15 protein-coding genes are annotated in these 16837 nt (G+C 58.4%); 11 read left to right on the top strand and 4 right to left on the bottom strand.

The features are described 5' to 3' along the window. Positions 1–76 precede the first annotated feature (76 nt). The 4 genes from GBC55_RS21650 to GBC55_RS21635 all read left to right on the top strand — a co-directional run bounded on the left by GBC55_RS21650 (position 77) and on the right by GBC55_RS21635 (position 6884). Positions 77–2884, top strand: coding sequence for a multicopper oxidase domain-containing protein (locus GBC55_RS21650; RefSeq protein WP_162439495.1), 2808 nt, complete (start codon positions 77–79; stop codon positions 2882–2884). Beyond that, entirely contained in the window at positions 2881–3909 is a 1029-nt protein-coding gene (locus GBC55_RS21645) for an SCO family protein (protein ID WP_162439496.1), read from the top strand. Before GBC55_RS21650 ends, GBC55_RS21645 begins: the two co-directional genes overlap by 4 nt. 91 nt (positions 3910–4000) lie before the next feature. After that, entirely contained in the window at positions 4001–5488 is a 1488-nt protein-coding gene (locus GBC55_RS21640) for an ATP-binding protein (protein ID WP_162439497.1), read from the top strand. Next, positions 5457–6884: a sigma-54 dependent transcriptional regulator gene (locus tag GBC55_RS21635; RefSeq protein ID WP_162439498.1), complete on the top strand. Its 1428-nt coding sequence runs from the start codon at positions 5457–5459 to the stop codon at positions 6882–6884. Before GBC55_RS21640 ends, GBC55_RS21635 begins: the two co-directional genes overlap by 32 nt. Positions 6885–6889: 5 nt before the next feature. Here GBC55_RS21635 and GBC55_RS21630 read toward each other — a convergent pair whose 3' ends face one another. Then, on the bottom strand, positions 6890–7270 hold the full coding sequence (locus GBC55_RS21630) for a hypothetical protein (RefSeq protein WP_162439499.1): 381 nt from the start codon (positions 7268–7270) through the stop codon (positions 6890–6892). A 277-nt stretch (positions 7271–7547) separates the two neighbouring features. Between GBC55_RS21630 and GBC55_RS21625 the strand changes: the two genes are divergently transcribed. Next, on the top strand, positions 7548–8354 hold the full coding sequence (locus GBC55_RS21625; protein WP_162439500.1) for a class I SAM-dependent methyltransferase: 807 nt from the start codon (positions 7548–7550) through the stop codon (positions 8352–8354). Between the two features lie 121 nt (positions 8355–8475). After that, positions 8476–8859, top strand: coding sequence for a cytochrome c family protein (locus GBC55_RS21620; RefSeq protein WP_162439501.1), 384 nt, complete (start codon positions 8476–8478; stop codon positions 8857–8859). Positions 8860–9083: 224 nt separating this feature from the next. On the opposite strand, the gene GBC55_RS21615 is transcribed toward GBC55_RS21620, so the two are convergent. Both GBC55_RS21615 and GBC55_RS21610 read right to left on the bottom strand, forming a co-directional pair. Then, positions 9084–9656: a chorismate mutase gene (locus tag GBC55_RS21615; protein WP_162439502.1), complete on the bottom strand. Its 573-nt coding sequence runs from the start codon at positions 9654–9656 to the stop codon at positions 9084–9086. A 154-nt stretch (positions 9657–9810) separates the two neighbouring features. Further along, the gene (locus tag GBC55_RS21610) at positions 9811–10212 is read right to left on the bottom strand and encodes a hypothetical protein (RefSeq protein WP_162439503.1); all 402 of its coding nucleotides are present in this window, start codon (positions 10210–10212) and stop codon (positions 9811–9813) included. A 236-nt stretch (positions 10213–10448) separates the two neighbouring features. Here GBC55_RS21610 and GBC55_RS21605 point away from each other — a divergent pair, with 236 nt between their 5' ends. Beyond that, positions 10449–11045, top strand: coding sequence for a histidine phosphatase family protein (locus GBC55_RS21605; protein WP_162439504.1), 597 nt, complete (start codon positions 10449–10451; stop codon positions 11043–11045). A 98-nt stretch (positions 11046–11143) separates the two neighbouring features. Here the strand turns inward: GBC55_RS21605 and GBC55_RS21600 are convergent, their stop codons facing one another. Continuing rightward, complete coding sequence (locus GBC55_RS21600; protein ID WP_162439505.1) at positions 11144–12373, bottom strand: hypothetical protein; 1230 nt, start codon at positions 12371–12373, stop codon at positions 11144–11146. Between the two features lie 305 nt (positions 12374–12678). Here GBC55_RS21600 and GBC55_RS21595 point away from each other — a divergent pair, with 305 nt between their 5' ends. From GBC55_RS21595 to GBC55_RS21580, 4 genes are all read left to right on the top strand, one after another. Next, positions 12679–14037, top strand: coding sequence for an MATE family efflux transporter (locus GBC55_RS21595; RefSeq protein ID WP_162439506.1), 1359 nt, complete (start codon positions 12679–12681; stop codon positions 14035–14037). Between the two features lie 93 nt (positions 14038–14130). Beyond that, positions 14131–14796, top strand: a complete 666-nt coding sequence (locus GBC55_RS21590; RefSeq protein ID WP_162439507.1) for a phosphoribosyltransferase family protein — start codon at positions 14131–14133, stop codon at positions 14794–14796. Between the two features lie 324 nt (positions 14797–15120). Beyond that, complete coding sequence (locus GBC55_RS21585; protein ID WP_162439508.1) at positions 15121–15690, top strand: YceI family protein; 570 nt, start codon at positions 15121–15123, stop codon at positions 15688–15690. A 268-nt stretch (positions 15691–15958) separates the two neighbouring features. Next, positions 15959–16651: a GNAT family N-acetyltransferase gene (locus tag GBC55_RS21580; RefSeq protein WP_162439509.1), complete on the top strand. Its 693-nt coding sequence runs from the start codon at positions 15959–15961 to the stop codon at positions 16649–16651. The last annotated feature ends 186 nt before the right edge of the window (positions 16652–16837 follow it).

Genomic DNA, 16837 nt, shown 5'->3' with positions numbered 1-16837 from the left:
TATAAACTTGTTACAAATATGGCGAGCTCCTTGCAAAAACACCAGCACCCCCTTCATGACTTCGAGGCGGCTGGTGATGGACATAAAAGCGCGGCACCCCTTCAAATGGTTCGGTCTGATGGCGCCTCTGAGCGTCGTGCTCACTGTCACCCTGGGCTCGGCGACGTTGCGCGCCAGCCCTATCGATGATGAACGACAGCCCGAAACCACGGACCCCTCGGCTTACTACGATGAGCCCGAGGACAAGCCGGGCGCCTTGAACGCCATCCTGACCATGCCCGAGGCCAACGAAGATTCTTTCGACCTGCCCGATGGCGTCAAAGGCAGCCGAGCCACCACGCGCCAGGAAAACATCCTGCCGCCGACGGTGCAGACCAGTTTCAATTACCCCACCAACGGCAAGCCAAGCCCGTTGTTTGGCGCGCAGCCGTTCACGCAACAGTTGGTACTGTTCGAAGAGTTCGGCCCGGAAAAACTCGACCCCACCACGCCAGCAGCGCCGTTGCCATTTCCGCCGGCGGCCATCGGCCCGGCGCCACAGCAAGATCCCACCAATGCGGCGCGCAGTGCGCCACCGAGTGCGGCACTCGATGCCTTCTTGCGCCAACCGGGGCTGACACCTTTCCCGAGCCAGTTCTCCAACGTGGTCGACCGCAACCCGTGGCAGGCGCAGATCGAATATTTCCTCAACCGGCACATCGGCTCGTCTGCCGAAGGCCGCCCGCCAGGAAAGGGTTGGTCCCATCAACGCTGGAACGAGTTCTACCCGCAATTGGCCTACAAGACCGTACAGACCGGCGCGCGAGTCAATAGCGGCTTGCGTGACAGTCGTCAGATGCACGGTTATGCGGTGGGCGAGTTCGGTCCCGGTGGCCTTTATCACAATGTCGCTGGCGTACCGGCAACCGATGGCACTGCCAAGGGCGTCGACGCGCGTTTCCATCCAAGCATGCCGATACAGAATCACAACTCGGTGTGGACCTTCGACGGCACCCTGCCACCCAAGTTGTTGATGGTCCGTTACGGACAGCCCGTGCTGATGCGCCACTACAACGGCTTGCCGATCGACCCGGCAGCGAACATGGGCTTTGGCCTGCACACCATCAGTACCCACGAACACAACGGTCACGCACCGGCGGAAAGCGACGGTTATGCCAACGCGTTTTTCTTCCCCGGCCAGTACTACGACTATCGCTGGCCGATCCAGTTGGCCGGTTATGACAGCATCAATACCGACGCCCATGATCCGCGTGCGGCGTTCCCTTGCGCACCGGGGGAAACCCTGTGGACCAACGACCTCAGCCCCAGCCGCAAGACCTGCGAGAACGGCACGATCAAGATTCGTGGCGACTGGCGCGAAACCATGAGCACCCACTGGTTCCACGACCACATGCTCGATTTCACCGCGCAGAACGTCTACAAGGGCAACGCGGCGATGATGAATTACTACAGCGCCCTGGATCGCGGCAACGAGTCGGTCAACGACGGCGTCAACCTGCGCTTCCCCAGCGGCAGTGCCTTGCCGTGGGGCAACCGCGACTATGACGTCAATCTGGTGTTCGCCGACAAGGCGTGGGATCAGAGCGGTCAACTGTGGTTCAACCCCTTCAACACCGACGGCTTCCTCGGTGACCAGGTGCTGGTCAACTGGCAGTGGAAACCGGCCCTGGATGTGCGTGCTCGCAGCTACCGGTTCCGTATCCTCAATGGCTCGGTGTCGCGCTATTTCAAGTTCGCCATCGTGCGCGAGATCAAGGGCACCAGTGGCGAGTTCCAGGGGCCGAAGAACTCCGGGGTTTCCTACGCTCGCGTGCCGTTCCACATGATCGCCAACGACGGCAACATCATGGAGCACAGCGTGCCGTTTGACGGCACCATGGACCTGGACGCGGATGGCAATAAAAAGAATCACTTCGCGATTCTGCCGACCCAAGGCATCGCTGAACGCTTCGACATCATCGTCAACTTTGCGAAAAACGGCATCAAGGCCGGCGACAAGATATTCGTGGTCAACCTGATGGCCCACGACGACGGCAAGGGACCCAAAGAACCCATCGAGCTGGCGGATGTGCTCTCGGAAAAATACCTCGCGGTGATCAAGCAAAGCAGCAAAGGACCGCAGTGGGACAAGGGTGATCCCGGCGTGGGCAAAATGCTGCAGCTCAACGTCAAGGCCTACACCGGTCAGGACCTGGCGATGGACCCGGCGGCCTATGAACCGGCCAAACCGGGCAAGGCTGAAGGCATGGTGATGATCCCGCTGAAAATCCACCGCGACAACGCAGCCGACAAGGTATTGCTGGCCCAGGCCCGTCACCGCACCTTCACCTTCGGCCGTTCCGACGGCACCGATGAAGCACCGTGGACGGTCAAGACTGACGGCGGTTTTGGTTTCCACATGGACCCTCGGCGTTTGAACACCGCCACCCAGTTGAAAACCGGTCCGACCGACGCGGGCGTCAGTGGCTTCGGTACCCTGGAGGTGTGGAACATCAAGGCTGGCGGCAAAGGCTGGAGCCATCCGGTGCATGTGCACTTCGAGGAGGGGATCATCCTCAGTCGCGGCGGCAAGACACCACCGGAATGGGAAAAATGGGCGCGTAAGGACGTGTATCGGATCGGCTCGGAAAACGATGGCCTGGACAGCGTCGAGATGGCGATCAACTTCCGCGAATTCGCCGGGACGTACATGGAGCACTGTCACAACACCCAGCATGAAGACAACTCCATGCTGCTGCGCTGGGACATTGAGAAGCCAGGGCAATTCCAGTTGATGCCAACGCCTCTGCCCAGCTGGGACGGTGTTCGTTACGTCAACTCGGCCGCGCTGCCAACCTTCCGCAATGGCGACGGCTTTGGCCCGCAAGTGACGGTGACAAAATGAATCGCACGGGAGCCGACACAACACCACACACGCCGCGCTCCCGCGCCCTGGGCATGCACCTCGTGCTGCTGCTGGTGACCTGTCTGCTGGGCAGTCAGGTGCTGGTGGCTCACGAGGTTGCAGCGCCGCCGACCCCGTCGGCGACACCCTGGGGCGGCGACTATTTCCCCAACACCCTGCTGACCGACCAGAACGGTCGGCAGGTGCATTTTTTCGATGACCTGATCAAGGGCAAGGTGGTGGTGATCAATTTCATCTTCACCTCGTGCAGCGATTCCTGCCCCCTGGAAACCGCGCGACTGCGCCAGGTGCAAACGCTGCTGGGTGACCGGGTCGGCAAGGACATCTTTTTCTACTCCATCAGCATTGATCCCTTGAGCGATACGCCCGAAGTGCTCAAGGCCTATGCACAACGGTTCAAGGTCGGACCGGGCTGGCAATTTCTCACCGGGGAATTCGCCGATGTCACCGAGTTGCGGCACAAGCTCGGTCTGTTCATCGAAGGCGTCGACAATGGCCGCAGCAAGGACCACAACCTGAGCCTGATCGTGGGCAACCAGGAAACCGGTCGCTGGATGAAAGCCTCGCCCTTTGAGAATCCGTGGATTCTGGCGGACCAACTGGCCAACACCTTGCAGAACTGGAAGCAACCCAGTATCGAAGAAAGCTACGCCGATGCGCCCGAGATCCGCCCGCCGAGTAACGGTGAAGAGCTGTTCCGCACCCGCTGCGCCTCGTGTCATAGCCTCGGCCCGCAAGACGGGCAGGGCATCGGCATGCGCAGCATCGGGCCGGACCTGATTGGTGTGACCCGTCAGCGCGATCCGGCCTGGCTGAACCGCTGGATTCGCGAGCCGGACCGCATGCTGGCGGAAAAGGACCCGATTGCCGTGGAGCTGTTCGAACGCTTCGAAAAGATCCCGATGCCCAACCTGCGAATGGATGAACAATCGGCGCAGTCCATCATCGATTTCTTGCAGGAAGAGACGCAGCGCCAGCAAACACTGGCCGCTCAAACACAATAGCGGCGAAATACTATCATTGGACCGTCGGTGGCGATTAATGCCACCTACACTGACTTGAAATACCGCTGTAGAAGCAAAGCGGAATACGCCCATGCCGAGATCAGAACAACAACTACCTGCGCCGGTACCGGCCGCAGAGCGTAAGGGCTGGCCCATCCAGTTCAATCTGCTGCGCTGGTTTTCCGTCGGCAGTTTTTTGATCATCACGGTCGTGGCGTTGGGATTGGGTTTCATTTCCACGCGGTTTGTGGTCCAGGAGAGTATCGAGCGCGACTCCATGCTGACCGCGCAATTCATCCAGGCCATCGGTGCGGCGGAAATCCGTCACGCGTCGATCAACCCCAACCGGACCATGGGCGAAATGCTCGACCCGCGCGATGACAATGCTTATCCCGACGTCGACCCCGGGACCCGAGCGAATGCGCGCATCGAGTTTCTCGACCACGTGGAGCATCTGCCGGACATTCTGTTGGCGACCGTGTACGCCCTCGATCGCACGGTGGTGTGGTCGACCAACCCTGAGCTGATCGGTGTGCGCATTGAAGACGACGATGAGCTCGACAAATCCTTTGAAATGAAGGAAGCGGTGTCCACCAGCTACCACGAGATTGATGACGAGCGTCCTGAACAGCGACTGTTGCGCGAGCCCGAATATCTGTTCATCGAAAACTACATCCCGATGTTCAATGCCGACAAAAGCAAAGTCATCGCCATGGTGGAAATCTACAAGGAACCGGTGGACCTGGTGGCCCGTATCCAGCGCGGCTTCAAGGCGATCTGGCTGGCGACCGCACTGGGCGGCGCAGTGATTTATCTGGGGTTGTTCTGGATCGTGCGGCGGGCGGCCACATTGCTGCAGAGCCAGCAAACCCAATTGATCGCCAATGAAACCTTCGTCGCCTTGGGCGAGATGTCCTCGGCGGTGGCTCACAGTTTGCGCAACCCGTTGGCGAACATCCGCTCCAGTGCCGAACTGGCCCAGGAAATTGCCAGCCAGAGTGCACAAAAGAACATTGGCGACATCATCAGTCAGGTCGATCGCATGTCCCGCTGGGTGCGTGAGTTGCTGGTGTCCCTGCGACCGGCCAATGACGACTCCGAAGCGGTGGACTTGATGCTCGCCGTCGACGATACGCTCAGCGCCTTTGATGCGCTGATCAAGCGTTCTAACGTCGAAGTGCGCTTCACGCCGCTGGCGGTCGAACCGATCGTCAGCCAGCGCGTGCTGCTCACGCAAATTCTCAATAGCCTGTTTGCCAATGCCCTGGAAGCCATGCCCAAGGGGGGCGTGTTGACCATCGAATTCGATGCAGCCCAGGCCGGGTACCTGAGCATGACATTGAGCGATACCGGCAAGGGCATGACTGCGCAACAGCAACAAATGGTCTTCAAGCCGTTCTTCACCACCAAACAAGGTGGGTTGGGGGTGGGCCTGGCGTTGGTCAAAAGAATAATGGAGCGTTTCGATGGCTCGGTCGAACTGACCAGCCGAGAGCAGGAGGGAACTCGCGTCTGTCTCAACTTTAAAGTAGCAACGGGAGGGGAATATGGAACACAGCATACTGCTGGTCGAGGATGACGAACTTCTCGCCGAGAATATTCAGACCTACCTGGAGCGCAAGGACTTCGAGGTGACGGTCTGCCACTCGGCCGAAGATGCACTGGAGCAATTGCGCACGTTCGCGCCGGACGTGGTGCTGACCGACAACTCCTTGCCGGGCATGAGCGGTCACGATCTGATCCAGAAGCTGCGCGTCAGCGCGCCGGACCTGAAAGTGATCATGATGACCGGCTACGGCAACGTCGAAGACGCCGTGGTGGCGATGAAAGAAGGGGCGTTCCATTACGTCACCAAACCGGTGGCCTTGCCGGAGCTTAAGTTGCTGTTGGACAAGGCCCTGGCGACTGACCGCATGGAACGCACACTGTCGTTCTATCAAGAGCGCGAAGCGCAGAAGTCTGGCGTGCAGGCCTTGATCGGCGAATCGGCACCCATGCAATACCTCAAAGGCACTATCGCGCAATTGCTCGACGCCGAGCGGCGCATGGCCAATACCGACCTGCCGCCCGTGTTGGTGGAAGGCGAGACGGGTACCGGTAAAGAACTGGTGGCGCGGGCGCTGCATTTCGACGGGCCGCGCAGCAAAGGGCCGTTCATTGAGTTCAACTGCGCGTCGATTCCGTCCAACCTCGTGGAATCCGAACTGTTCGGCCATGAGAAGGGCGCGTTCACCGACGCCAAGGACCGTCGCGTCGGGCTGGTGGAAGCCGCCGATGGCGGGACCTTGTTTCTCGATGAAGTGGGCGAGATGGACCTGCTGCTGCAGGCCAAGCTGCTCAAGCTGCTGGAAGACCGGACCATCCGCCGGGTCGGTTCGGTCAAGGAGCGCAAGGTCGACTTGCGGGTGATCAGCGCCACCAATTGCAACCTTGAACAGATGGTCCAGCAGGGCAAGTTTCGTCGCGACCTTTTTTTTCGGCTGCGGATCATCTCGATCAAGGTGCCGCGTCTGTATGCCCGTGGCGAAGACATCCTGTTGCTGGCCCGGCACTTCCTGGGCGCCCACGGTAAACGCTATGGCAAGCCGAACCTGCATTTCAGCGACCAGGCCGAAGAGCTGCTGCTGAGCTACAGCTGGCCGGGCAACGTGCGCGAGTTGCGCAACATGCTCGAGCAGACCGTGCTGCTGGCCCAGAGCGACACCATTGCTTCGCATCAACTGAACGTGTGCCTGAGCCTGGTGGACGACCCGCCCGTGTTGCAGGAGCCACAGCACTTCGAGCCACGCCCGACCTACAACGGCACCGAGTCGATGAACCTGCCGGAAGTGGAGCGCGACATGGTGCGCAAGATGCTCGACAAAACCGACTGGAACGTGACCAAGTCCGCACGATTGCTGGGCCTGAGCCGTGACATGCTGCGCTACCGGATCGAAAAACTCGGCCTCTCGCGCCCGGACAAACGGCAATGGTAGTCAGGTCATAACGACGGTCCCCGGCTGCGGCAGGCGAGCAAGCATGTGGGGTCCTGGACTTCTTCGTTCACGTAGACACCGCGTTCCGGGTCGTAGGAGCGGATGAACACGCGAACGGTGGCGTCGGCGATCGTCGGCAGGCGCGAGTCGGAGAACGTGTGCTGGCTGGAAATCGGGATGAAGGTTTGCGGTGACGCCGGGATGTAGGCCCCCGGCGGTATCGTGCTCAGGGACGGCGGGGAGGGGTGAGCGAAAGGCTGGTCCGCGCCGTAGTACTGGAGCTCACTGTTGGAGGTGTCGGTTTGCATCAGACTGTCATCGGCCTGAACGCCCTGGGCGGTGATGAGGCAGAACGCTAACGTAAACGTCAGTTTGCTTGTTTTCATGGCTGCACCTGCGTAACCGGTTTTGCTGCGTTTCCCCAAGGTCATTAACTATAGCTGGTAGGCAGCGACTCCGAGCTTCAGCGCACGCGATCCCCTGTAGGAGCTGCCTCGTTTCACTCGACAGCTCCTACCAGCTCCTACACAGCACGCGTTCTTCCCGGCAGCAGTGATGTGCAGCCCACCCTTTACAACATTCCAACAAACCCAAAATGGGTATTTCCAGAACGCTCACCTACACTCGTGGCCTTCAATCGAGACCCGAGTTCTGGAGCCTGCAATGGAAATGCTGACCAACGAAACAGCCATCGCCAGCAACCGCGATGCGTGGAACGACTCTGCCCGTCATCACAAGGATTCCCCTGAATGGCCGGCATTGCTCGAGGCTGTCACGCACAGCGATTTCAGCTGCATCGACGACACCTTGCGCGGGGTGTTGGAACACGTCGGCGTGGCCGGCAAAGACGCCGTGCAAGTGGGCTGCAACAATGGCCGGGAAAGCCTCTCACTCTTCGCATTGGGTGCCCGCAGCGTTGTCGGTATCGATCAGTCGCAAGCCTTTCTCGATCAGGCGCGGGAACTCGCCGCCCGTTCGCCCCATTGCGCGACGTTCATCGAAGCCGACATCCATCACCTGCCCACCGAACTTCACGAACAATTCGACTTGGCGCTGATCACGATCGGGGTTTTGAACTGGATGCCGGACATCGCTGAATTCTTCCGCCATGTCGCGCAGATCCTCAAACCCGGTGGCGCGTTGGTGATCTACGAAACCCACCCGTTCCTGGAAATGTTCGACCCCGAAGCAAATGATCCGTACCGCCCGGACAGTTCGTACTTTCGCAGCGAACCCTTCGTGCAAACCCAGCCCATCGTCTACGAAGGCAAGGTCGAACAGCAGGCACCTGCTTCGTACTGGTTCGTGCACACACTGGGCGCCATGTTCAGCGGCGCCCTTGATGCCGGGTTGCGCATCAGTCACTTCAAGGAATACCCGCACTCCAACCGCGAAGAGCTGTATGACCGGTATCAGCAGCAAAAGGCGCAGTTGCCGTTGTGCTTCACCTGGGTGGGCATAAAAGGTTGATCGAGTGACACCTTCGCGAGCGAGTCAGTTAGCAGAAACGGCGAGCGATGAGTAACCTGTGGCGAGGCGCGCGTCTGCTCGCCACAGGTTCAGTGTCATGTTTGGCTGATTTGGAGTGAAAATGAAGAACACCGCTGTACTCGCCTTGATGCTCGGCGCAGGACTGATCACCGTGCAGGCACAGGCGGCCGGCGATGCTGAGGCAGGGCAAAAGCTCTTTAACCGGATATGCGGCGGCTGCCATCAGGTCGGCGAGTCCGCGCGAGCGTCCTTTGGTCCGCAGCTCAACAACATCTTCGGACGCCAGTCCGGCAGTACAACGGACTATCAGTACTCGGACGCGATGAAATCAGCCGGCATCGTCTGGACCCCCGAAACACTCGCCGCCTACCTCGAAGCCCCCAAGAAAGTAGTCCCGGGGACCCGGATGATTTTCTGGGGGCTCAGCGATCCGCAAAAGGTCGAGGATGTGCTGGCGTACCTGCAGACGTTTCAGGGGAAGTGATTTGACGAGCGAAGAGCAAACCCACTTCATGGAGCAGCTGACGAACCCTCTGTGGCGAGGGAGTTTACTCCCGCTGGGTCGCGAAGCGGCCCCACTCTTTAACCGATAAAGCAGGGGGCTGCTGCGCAGCCCAGCGGGAGTAAACTCCCTCGCCACGGGACTTCGCAAACTTCAGGGAAGTGGTTAAACGGTCGATATTTGCCCAACGATGGAAGCAAAAGTCATCACTGATCCGTAATACACAAATCCCCCGTCGCGCGAATGAGCGCCTGACCGTGCAACGTATCCTTGATCAGCCCCGACCGTGCTGTCGCCAGCCAACCTGCGCAGTTCGGGTCTTTGCGATAAGGCGCGAAGGCCGCGTAGTGCTGCAATAGTCTATTTTGCAACTCATCCAGTTGGGGCCTGATCTGTTTGGCAAGGTCGGGCCTTGGCGTATCAGGCGCTTTGCCGGCTGCTTGCCAGTGGGCGAGCAACCCGTACTGAACCAGCTTGCTGGCTTCAATCTGCGCGGCAATCAATTCCGCGACTTCATCCGGGTCCAGCTTGCGGTCAGTCGCCTGCTTTTTGGCGTTGGCAATGACCTGCGCCTCCCGCGCACTGTCCTGAGTCGGCTGGTGAGTGTCCCATTTGCTCAGCGCGACGAGGTCAGCGAGGTTCAGCCGCTCGTTCATCGTCACCAGCAGCGGTTGCAAACTGGCAGGTGCTGGAGGGAGCGTATTCGCGTGGGCAGCACACACACAAAAAACGGCAACGACACCGGTTAAAAGCGTTGAAAAGGAAGGGCAGAGGAGCATTTGGCAAAAACCTCTCAAACGCGGAATTTACGACTTAACAGTTATGTATCACAGGTGCGGCCGCGGCATTAAGTGGCGATTGAATGTTTCACCCACAAAAAAGCCCGGCTGATAAGGCCGGGCTTCTCGTTGAGTGCTGACGTAGAGCGGTACATCATACGGCGCGGCTTTCGATCAGACGATCCGAACCACCTTCAGCCACGCGGCGTTCGATCAAACGATCGGAGCCACCTTCAGCTACGCGGCGCTCGATCAGACGATCCGAACCACCTTCGGCTACACGGCGTTCGATCAAACGATCGGAGCCACCTTCAGCTACGCGGCGCTCGATCAGACGATCCGAACCACCTTCAGCCACGCGGCGTTCGATCAAACGATCGGAGCCACCTTCAGCTACGCGGCGCTCGATCAGACGATCCGAACCACCTTCAGCCACACGACTTTCAATCAGGCGATCCGAACCACCTTCAGCGACAACCGGCTGAGTTGAAGTGGCGGCAAAAGCGTTAACTGCGAAAACCGAAAAAGCGATGCTGAGAAGGGTCTGGCGTTTCATGATGGTGTGCTCCGGGGTGTTATTGGTTGGTATGGATGCGATGTTACGCCCCGGAATTTTTATGAGAACTTCATTGGAATGATGGTGACTATCGATGCCAGCAATGGTCATCCGAACTGCTCACACCCCTGTAGGAGCTGTCGAGTGGAACGAGGCTGCGATCTTTTGATCTGTTACAGCTACCACCCAGCTTTCCGTTGATATCATCCACCCCCTGACAACCCGAGATGGATTTCATGCATTTACACGTCATACGCCACGGAGAAACCCTGGCCAACATCGAGAAGCGCTACCTTGGCACGCTCGATGCGCCACTCACCGAACGGGGCCGGCAACAAGCCCAGGCACTCACGACTCAATTGCCCGAAACCATCGATGCCATCGTCGTGTCCCCCCGTCTCAGGGCCCAACAAACAGCCGAGATCCTGAGCGCAGGCCTGAACATCCCGCTGCAGACCCTGGACTGCTTCGCGGAACGCAACGTTGGGATTTTCGAAGGACTGACCCAGACCGAAGCCCGAGACCAGTACCCGCAACTGTGGTCGCAGAACATCACCCGTCAGTGGGATGCCGCACCGACGGGGGGAGAGTCGATTGCCGAAGTCGTGAGTCGCGTCAGAGACGGCCTCATTGAACTGGCCGCCAGGCATTCCACAGAAACCGTCGTGCTGGTCGCCCATGGCTTCGTGGCGAAGGTCATTCGCGCATTGGAGAAAGAGGATTTTTCGGATTTCTTCGAGTGGCAGCTGTCGAACGGGAGCGTGCTGGTGCTGGAAAACTTTCGAACCCCGTCGGCTACCGTTGAACGCCTGAAAAGCTCGATGCCTGTGTAAATATCCGATCAGAAACGGGCGCCTTTACAGTGCCCATTTCTATTAAAACCATCAAATCACATCTATGGGCCCAGAAAAGCATGGCTTAGCTTTCACTGTCACAAAGACGAGCCAATGTCGATTTTTTTGTTTTTGTGCTCATTCAGTTTCAGTGCTAATTCAGGGTCGTTTACCTCAATTGTCAATCTCTTGGCGAAAAGGTCTCCCTGGTTGTTTTCGATCAAGTCATTCAGCGCGTCTCTGTCCAACCCACCCATATGATCATCTAAAAATATTTGAGTTTCAGCTGAGAAATCGTCGTGGTCGACCGCGTTAATACTTTCTAGGTGATAGATGGCGAGAGCCGGCAATAGCGATGTCTCAACATAGTTGGGTTCGATGAAGTCATTTATGTGGTTTTCTTCCTTTGGGGTCAAAGGAGCGCCTTGTCCGCGCCGCTCCTGTAAAAAATTATTAAGGTCTGAGCTTAGGCGTAAAACCTGAAGTAACGTAATCTGCTCCTGTAAGATGCTTTCGAACTCAACATTACTCTCTATTTTTCTTTGAGGTATTTCAATTATTTCATCATTTTTTTCGAAAGCATAAGACGTATTGGTTAAAGATTTTGCAGTGTGAGCGAGGGTCAAGGTAGTGCCCATAACTGCGGCATGCGTTTCGACACTATGAGCGAGTTCAACTGGAAAGTGGTGGGTGGCACCTTCAACGTACAGCTCCTTGTTGGTAGGCGTCATAGTGGATTTTGATACAAAATTGGTGGTGCGTGAGTCTTTGGAACTTTGGTTTTTTGAGGCGCTCAATTCGTACTTTGAATATTCATTCTTCGCCTCATGAGGCTGATCGATACTGCCCTCTTCATAATTTACGTTTACATAGCCCCCCGTCAGTATTTGGGATGCCAACGTCCATCGGTGATAATGAGGGCTATCTTCTCCGCCCAAACCACTGCCTTTTACGCTGAAAGTATGTAGGCGCAAGTTCCAGCCTTGATCATCGTTTGACATCAAGTAAAGTTTCGTGAATAAAGCGGATTTGGCGGAGCTGTTGCGGCATTGATCTAGCAAAAAGGGAGTCGATTTAATATGTTTTAGTACTGAAATCAAATCTGCCTTTGTTATGCCGTCGATGTCGCCGGTAACGCCTTTTTTGTTTCCATAACCCATTTCTTGTTGTTGATTGAATGCGGAATATTTTTCGCTAATGTCCTTGTAAATTAGATGGTATGTTTGTTCGTCACTTCGATGCTCGAGGGGGGGTTCGCGATATGGGGTAGTTGTAACTGCTGCAGACTGACTGAGGGGGGTTGTTGAAGAACTTGGATGAATGTGCATGTTGTTACCTAGCGTTGTTCTTGGCGTTATTTAATAGGTGTTCGCCCGCTGAAGCTTGTTGAAATCGCTCATTCGGATCGCGTATTTTTATGAATGGATGTTATCGATCTAGCAAGACGGGCCGGAGTCGAGCGTGCTACCCGATCCGGTAGACGCGATAAAGCGAGAGTTGATACCTAAAATTGTGCCGCGACGGCTCTGGCGAAAATGCTCGTATCAGCGCCACTCTATTCATTCAATGCGTATCTTGTTTCTGAAACTTTACTTTAGAATCTCCTCCCGTAGTCGGACCGGACTTCCATTCAATGCAAACTCCCGCCCAGCCCATCCCCCTCTGGAAAACCTACCTCCTTTTCCTCGCCCCCATGGTGCTCTCCAATTTCCTGCAATCCATGTCGGGCACGATCAACAGTATCTACATCGGCCAAATGCTCGGTACCCAGGCGCTCGCCGCGGTGTCGGGCATGTTTCCCATCGTCTTCTTCTTCATCGCCCTGGTCATCGGCCTTGGCGCCGGCGCGAGCGTGCTGATCGGCCAGGCCTGGGGGGCGCGGGAGCTGCACATGGTCAAAGCCATCGCCGGCACCACGCTGTTGCTGGGTGCCATGATCGGCCTGACCGCTGCGGTGCTTGGCAGTGTGTTTGCGCGACCGGCCTTGCAGGGTTTGGGCACGCCGGTGGACGTGCTGGACGATGCCGTGGCCTACGCTCACGTGATGATGTGGATCATGCCGTCGCTGTTGGTCTACGTGCTGTTCACCCAGTTGCTGCGTGGGGTGAGCGATACGTTGTCGCCGTTGGTGGCCTTGCTGGTATCGACCTGTATCGGGTTGGCGCTGACGCCGGCGCTGATTCGCGGGTGGTTGGGGTTGCCTCCGATGGGGATTCAGAGCGCGGCCTATGCCGGGTTGGCGGGTAACCTGGCGGCGATGGGCTGGTTGGCGTGGCGGTTGGTTTCCAGGGGGCATCCATTGGCCCCGGACCGGGAGATGTTTGCCGCGATGCGCCTGGACCGGGTGATTCTCGGCAAGGTGCTGCGCATCGGCCTGCCAACGGGATTGCAGATGGTGGTGTTGTCCCTGTCGGAACTGGTGATTCTGGCATTGGTGAATCAGCACGGTTCCCAGGCGACGGCGGCGTATGGGGCGGTGACGCAGATCGTCAATTACGTGCAGTTTCCAGCCTTGTCGATTGCGATCACCGCATCGATCCTCGGCGCTCAGGCCATTGGGGCAGGGCGCGTTGAACGCCTGGGGCCGATCCTGCGCACCGGGCTTTGGATCAACGTGTGCCTGACCGGTGGTTTGGTGCTGCTGGGTTATCTGTTATCGCACTGGTTGCTGGGCCTGTTCCTCACCGAAGATGCGACCCAGGTAACGGCCGAGCACTTGCTGCACATCATGCTCTGGAGCCTGCTGGTATTCGGCTTCCAGGCGATCATCGGCGGCATCATGCGCGCCAGCGGCACGGTGCTGGTGCCGATGGCGATTTCGATTGTGTGCGTGCTGCTGGTGCAGTTGCCGGTGGCGTATCTGCTCGATGCGCAGTTCGGTTTGCAAGGGGTGTGGATGGCGTTTCCAGTGGCGTATCTGGGGATGCTGGCGTTGCAGACGACCTACTACACCTTCGTCTGGAAGCATCGCAAGATCGAGCGGTTGGTGTAGCGCTGAGGTTGATGCCGACTCCTTTCGGATCGACAATCCAGCGTGACCCCATGAGGTGAACCGACAGGCGTGATCGCCTGGGGAGGTGTTCAAGTGAGTCCCTCATCGCCACTCATTTTGCAGGACCGGGCAGCGGCCGGCAGACGCCTGACAGAACCGCTGCGCCATTACGCGGACAGGCCCGATGTCATCGTCCTCGCCTTACCCCGAGGCGGTGTTCCGGTTGCGTACGAGGTGGCCACGGCTCTCAACCTTCGCCTCGACCTGATGCTGGTGCGCAAGCTCGGGGTGCCGTCCCAACCAGAGCTCGCCATGGGGGCCATTGCCAGCGGCGGTATTCAGATTCTCAACGATCATGCCTTGCAGTTTCACCCGATTGACCGGGCGGCGTTCCAGGCCGTGGTCGCTCGGGAAACCCGGGAGCTGCTGCGTCGTGAGCAGGCTTACCGGGGAACGCGCGCACCCGTACAACTCAAGGATCAAGCCGTGATCCTGATCGACGATGGCCTGGCCACAGGTGCCTCGATGAGGGCGGCGATCCACGCGGTACGGACGCAGTCGCCGTCGCGCATTGTCGTCGCTGTGCCCGTGGCGCCGGTGGAGACCGCCGAAGCGCTGCGCCGCGAAGTAGACGAACTGATTTGCCCGATCACCCCCGAGTGGTTCACGTCGATCGGCCATTGGTACATGGATTTTTCCCAGACACCGGATGCCGAGGTGATCAGGCTGCTGCAACGCGCCTGGCAGCCGCGTGCGTAGTTCGGGCCTCCCACCAACCCTGTGACGAGCGAGCTTGCCCGCGCCGGCGGCCGCATGCGTAAGTCCGGTCTGTCGATAAACCTGTGGCGAGCGAGCTTGCTCGCGCCGGCGGCCGCACGCGTAAGTCCGGTTTGTCGATAAATCTGTGGCGAGCGAGCTTGCTCGCGCTGGGCAGCGAAGCGGCCCCCAAAACGCCCCCCGACAGGTGGTCGGAAGTCTGCGCTTCGAGTGGAATAACCCGCCGTTCTTTGCTTTAGTCCACCTGTTGCCGTGCTGATCTGCACGGCCTTGAATCGGTCAGCAGAGCCCCGGCCGGAGAATCACATGATCTCTCGCTTCCCGCGTTCCGCCGCCTGGGCAATGGCTCTGATGCTGGGCATTACGCCGCTCGCCGGCGCCACCGAATACACCCGCGTAAACCCCACCGCGAGCCAGATCAGTTTCACGTTCAACCAGATGGGCTCCGAGGTGTACGGCACGTTTGGCAAATTCGAAGCCACCCTGGATTTCGACACCGCCAACCTGGCCGCAGCGCACACCAAACTGGTCATCGACATGGCCAGCATTGACGCGGGCAGTGAAGACGCCAATACCGAATTGCAGAAGCCTGCCTGGTTCAACACCGCTGACTTTCCCCAAGGCATTTTCGAGTCGACCCAGGTGACTGACCTGGGCGATAACCGCTATGCCGTCAAAGGCAATCTGACGTTGAGGGGCATGACCCGTGAAGTGCAGGTGTTGGTTGAGCTGAAGCCCGAGAGTGGCATCGGGCTGTTCAACGGTGAGTTTGTGCTCAAGCGCGACCACTTCAGGATCGGCGAAGGGGAGTGGGCGGACACCGTGGTGTCCAAGGACATCGATATCAAGTTTCGGGTCGTGGCGCCGGAGCATTGATCACAGGCTTTTTGCCGCTTGCTCTGCTGCAGAGCTCAATCTGGATGGACTGTTCCGTAATCCGGGCAGTTTCCGTCTCGCCAACCTCGTCATATCAATGGCGCACTGGTAGCGATGGCGGCCTGACAGTCGACTAATCTCCTGCTGATGTACCCCGATCAACTGGGGGGCTGATGGCGGCAAAACACTCGCTGACCCACCACCCACGCCCAGCGCGTTATGATAGGCACCCCCAGCGAACACGCCCGCCCCAGAGTCAAACACCACAATGCCCCAGATCACCCATTTCAAAACCCCGTGCCCCGAGCACTTCAACAGCCAGATCCTGCAGATGGTCGTCGACAACCTGACCGACATCAGCATGATCGCCATCCCCCCGAGCAACCTGCTGTACAACGTCTACCAGTACGCGATCGGCTTTGAGGTTCATCTGTACCTGGAGGCGTTGAACGGGGCGAAGGGGATTGCGGTGGAGTTACTCGTTGCCACCGACGAGGACGATCCGGAACAGGTCATTGGTTTCCTGTTGTACCTGCCGATTCAGGACGATCCCGAGGCGTGCGGCGTGGCTTACATGGCGGTTCACGCTAACCATCGACGCCAGGGTGTGGCCCGGCGGATGCTGCGCGAAATGGTCGGCCGTTACCCGCACGCCGAGCTGACGTGCGCCGTGGCGAAAGTGCCGTGGTTCGAGTCCATGGGCTTTCAGGTGGTGGGTGTGCGCGGCACCCAGGTGCTGATGAACACCCGTGACCATAGCAGTGACGGGTTGATGGGGTTGCTGGATGTGGGACCGATCTACAGTTCGCTGGAGGTGCGGCAGATCCACACCTACCTGCTGCAACTGCATGGCAAGCGGGCGATGGTTGACGCGGAGAAACAGCGTGATCGACATCTGGATCAGCTGACGTACAAGGCCAACGAGTTTGTGCGCGGGCGTAACGCGAAACCCCAGGGCTGATACCTGCCTTCACCGCGACTCACAATCCCGAACCTGACACCTACCTTCTCCGCGACACATAACCCCTGTAGCAGCTGGCGAAGCCTGCGTTCGGCTGCGCAGCAGTCGTCGAATTGCGTGTTAGGTATATCTGGAGCACCGCGACTACAGGATTTACGACTGCTGCGCAGCCGAACGCAGGCTTCG

Source organism: Pseudomonas sp. TNT3, from assembly GCF_010095445.2.
In the GTDB taxonomy this organism is placed as follows: domain Bacteria; phylum Pseudomonadota; class Gammaproteobacteria; order Pseudomonadales; family Pseudomonadaceae; genus Aquipseudomonas.
This window is presented reverse-complemented; position numbering and strand designations above follow the sequence as displayed.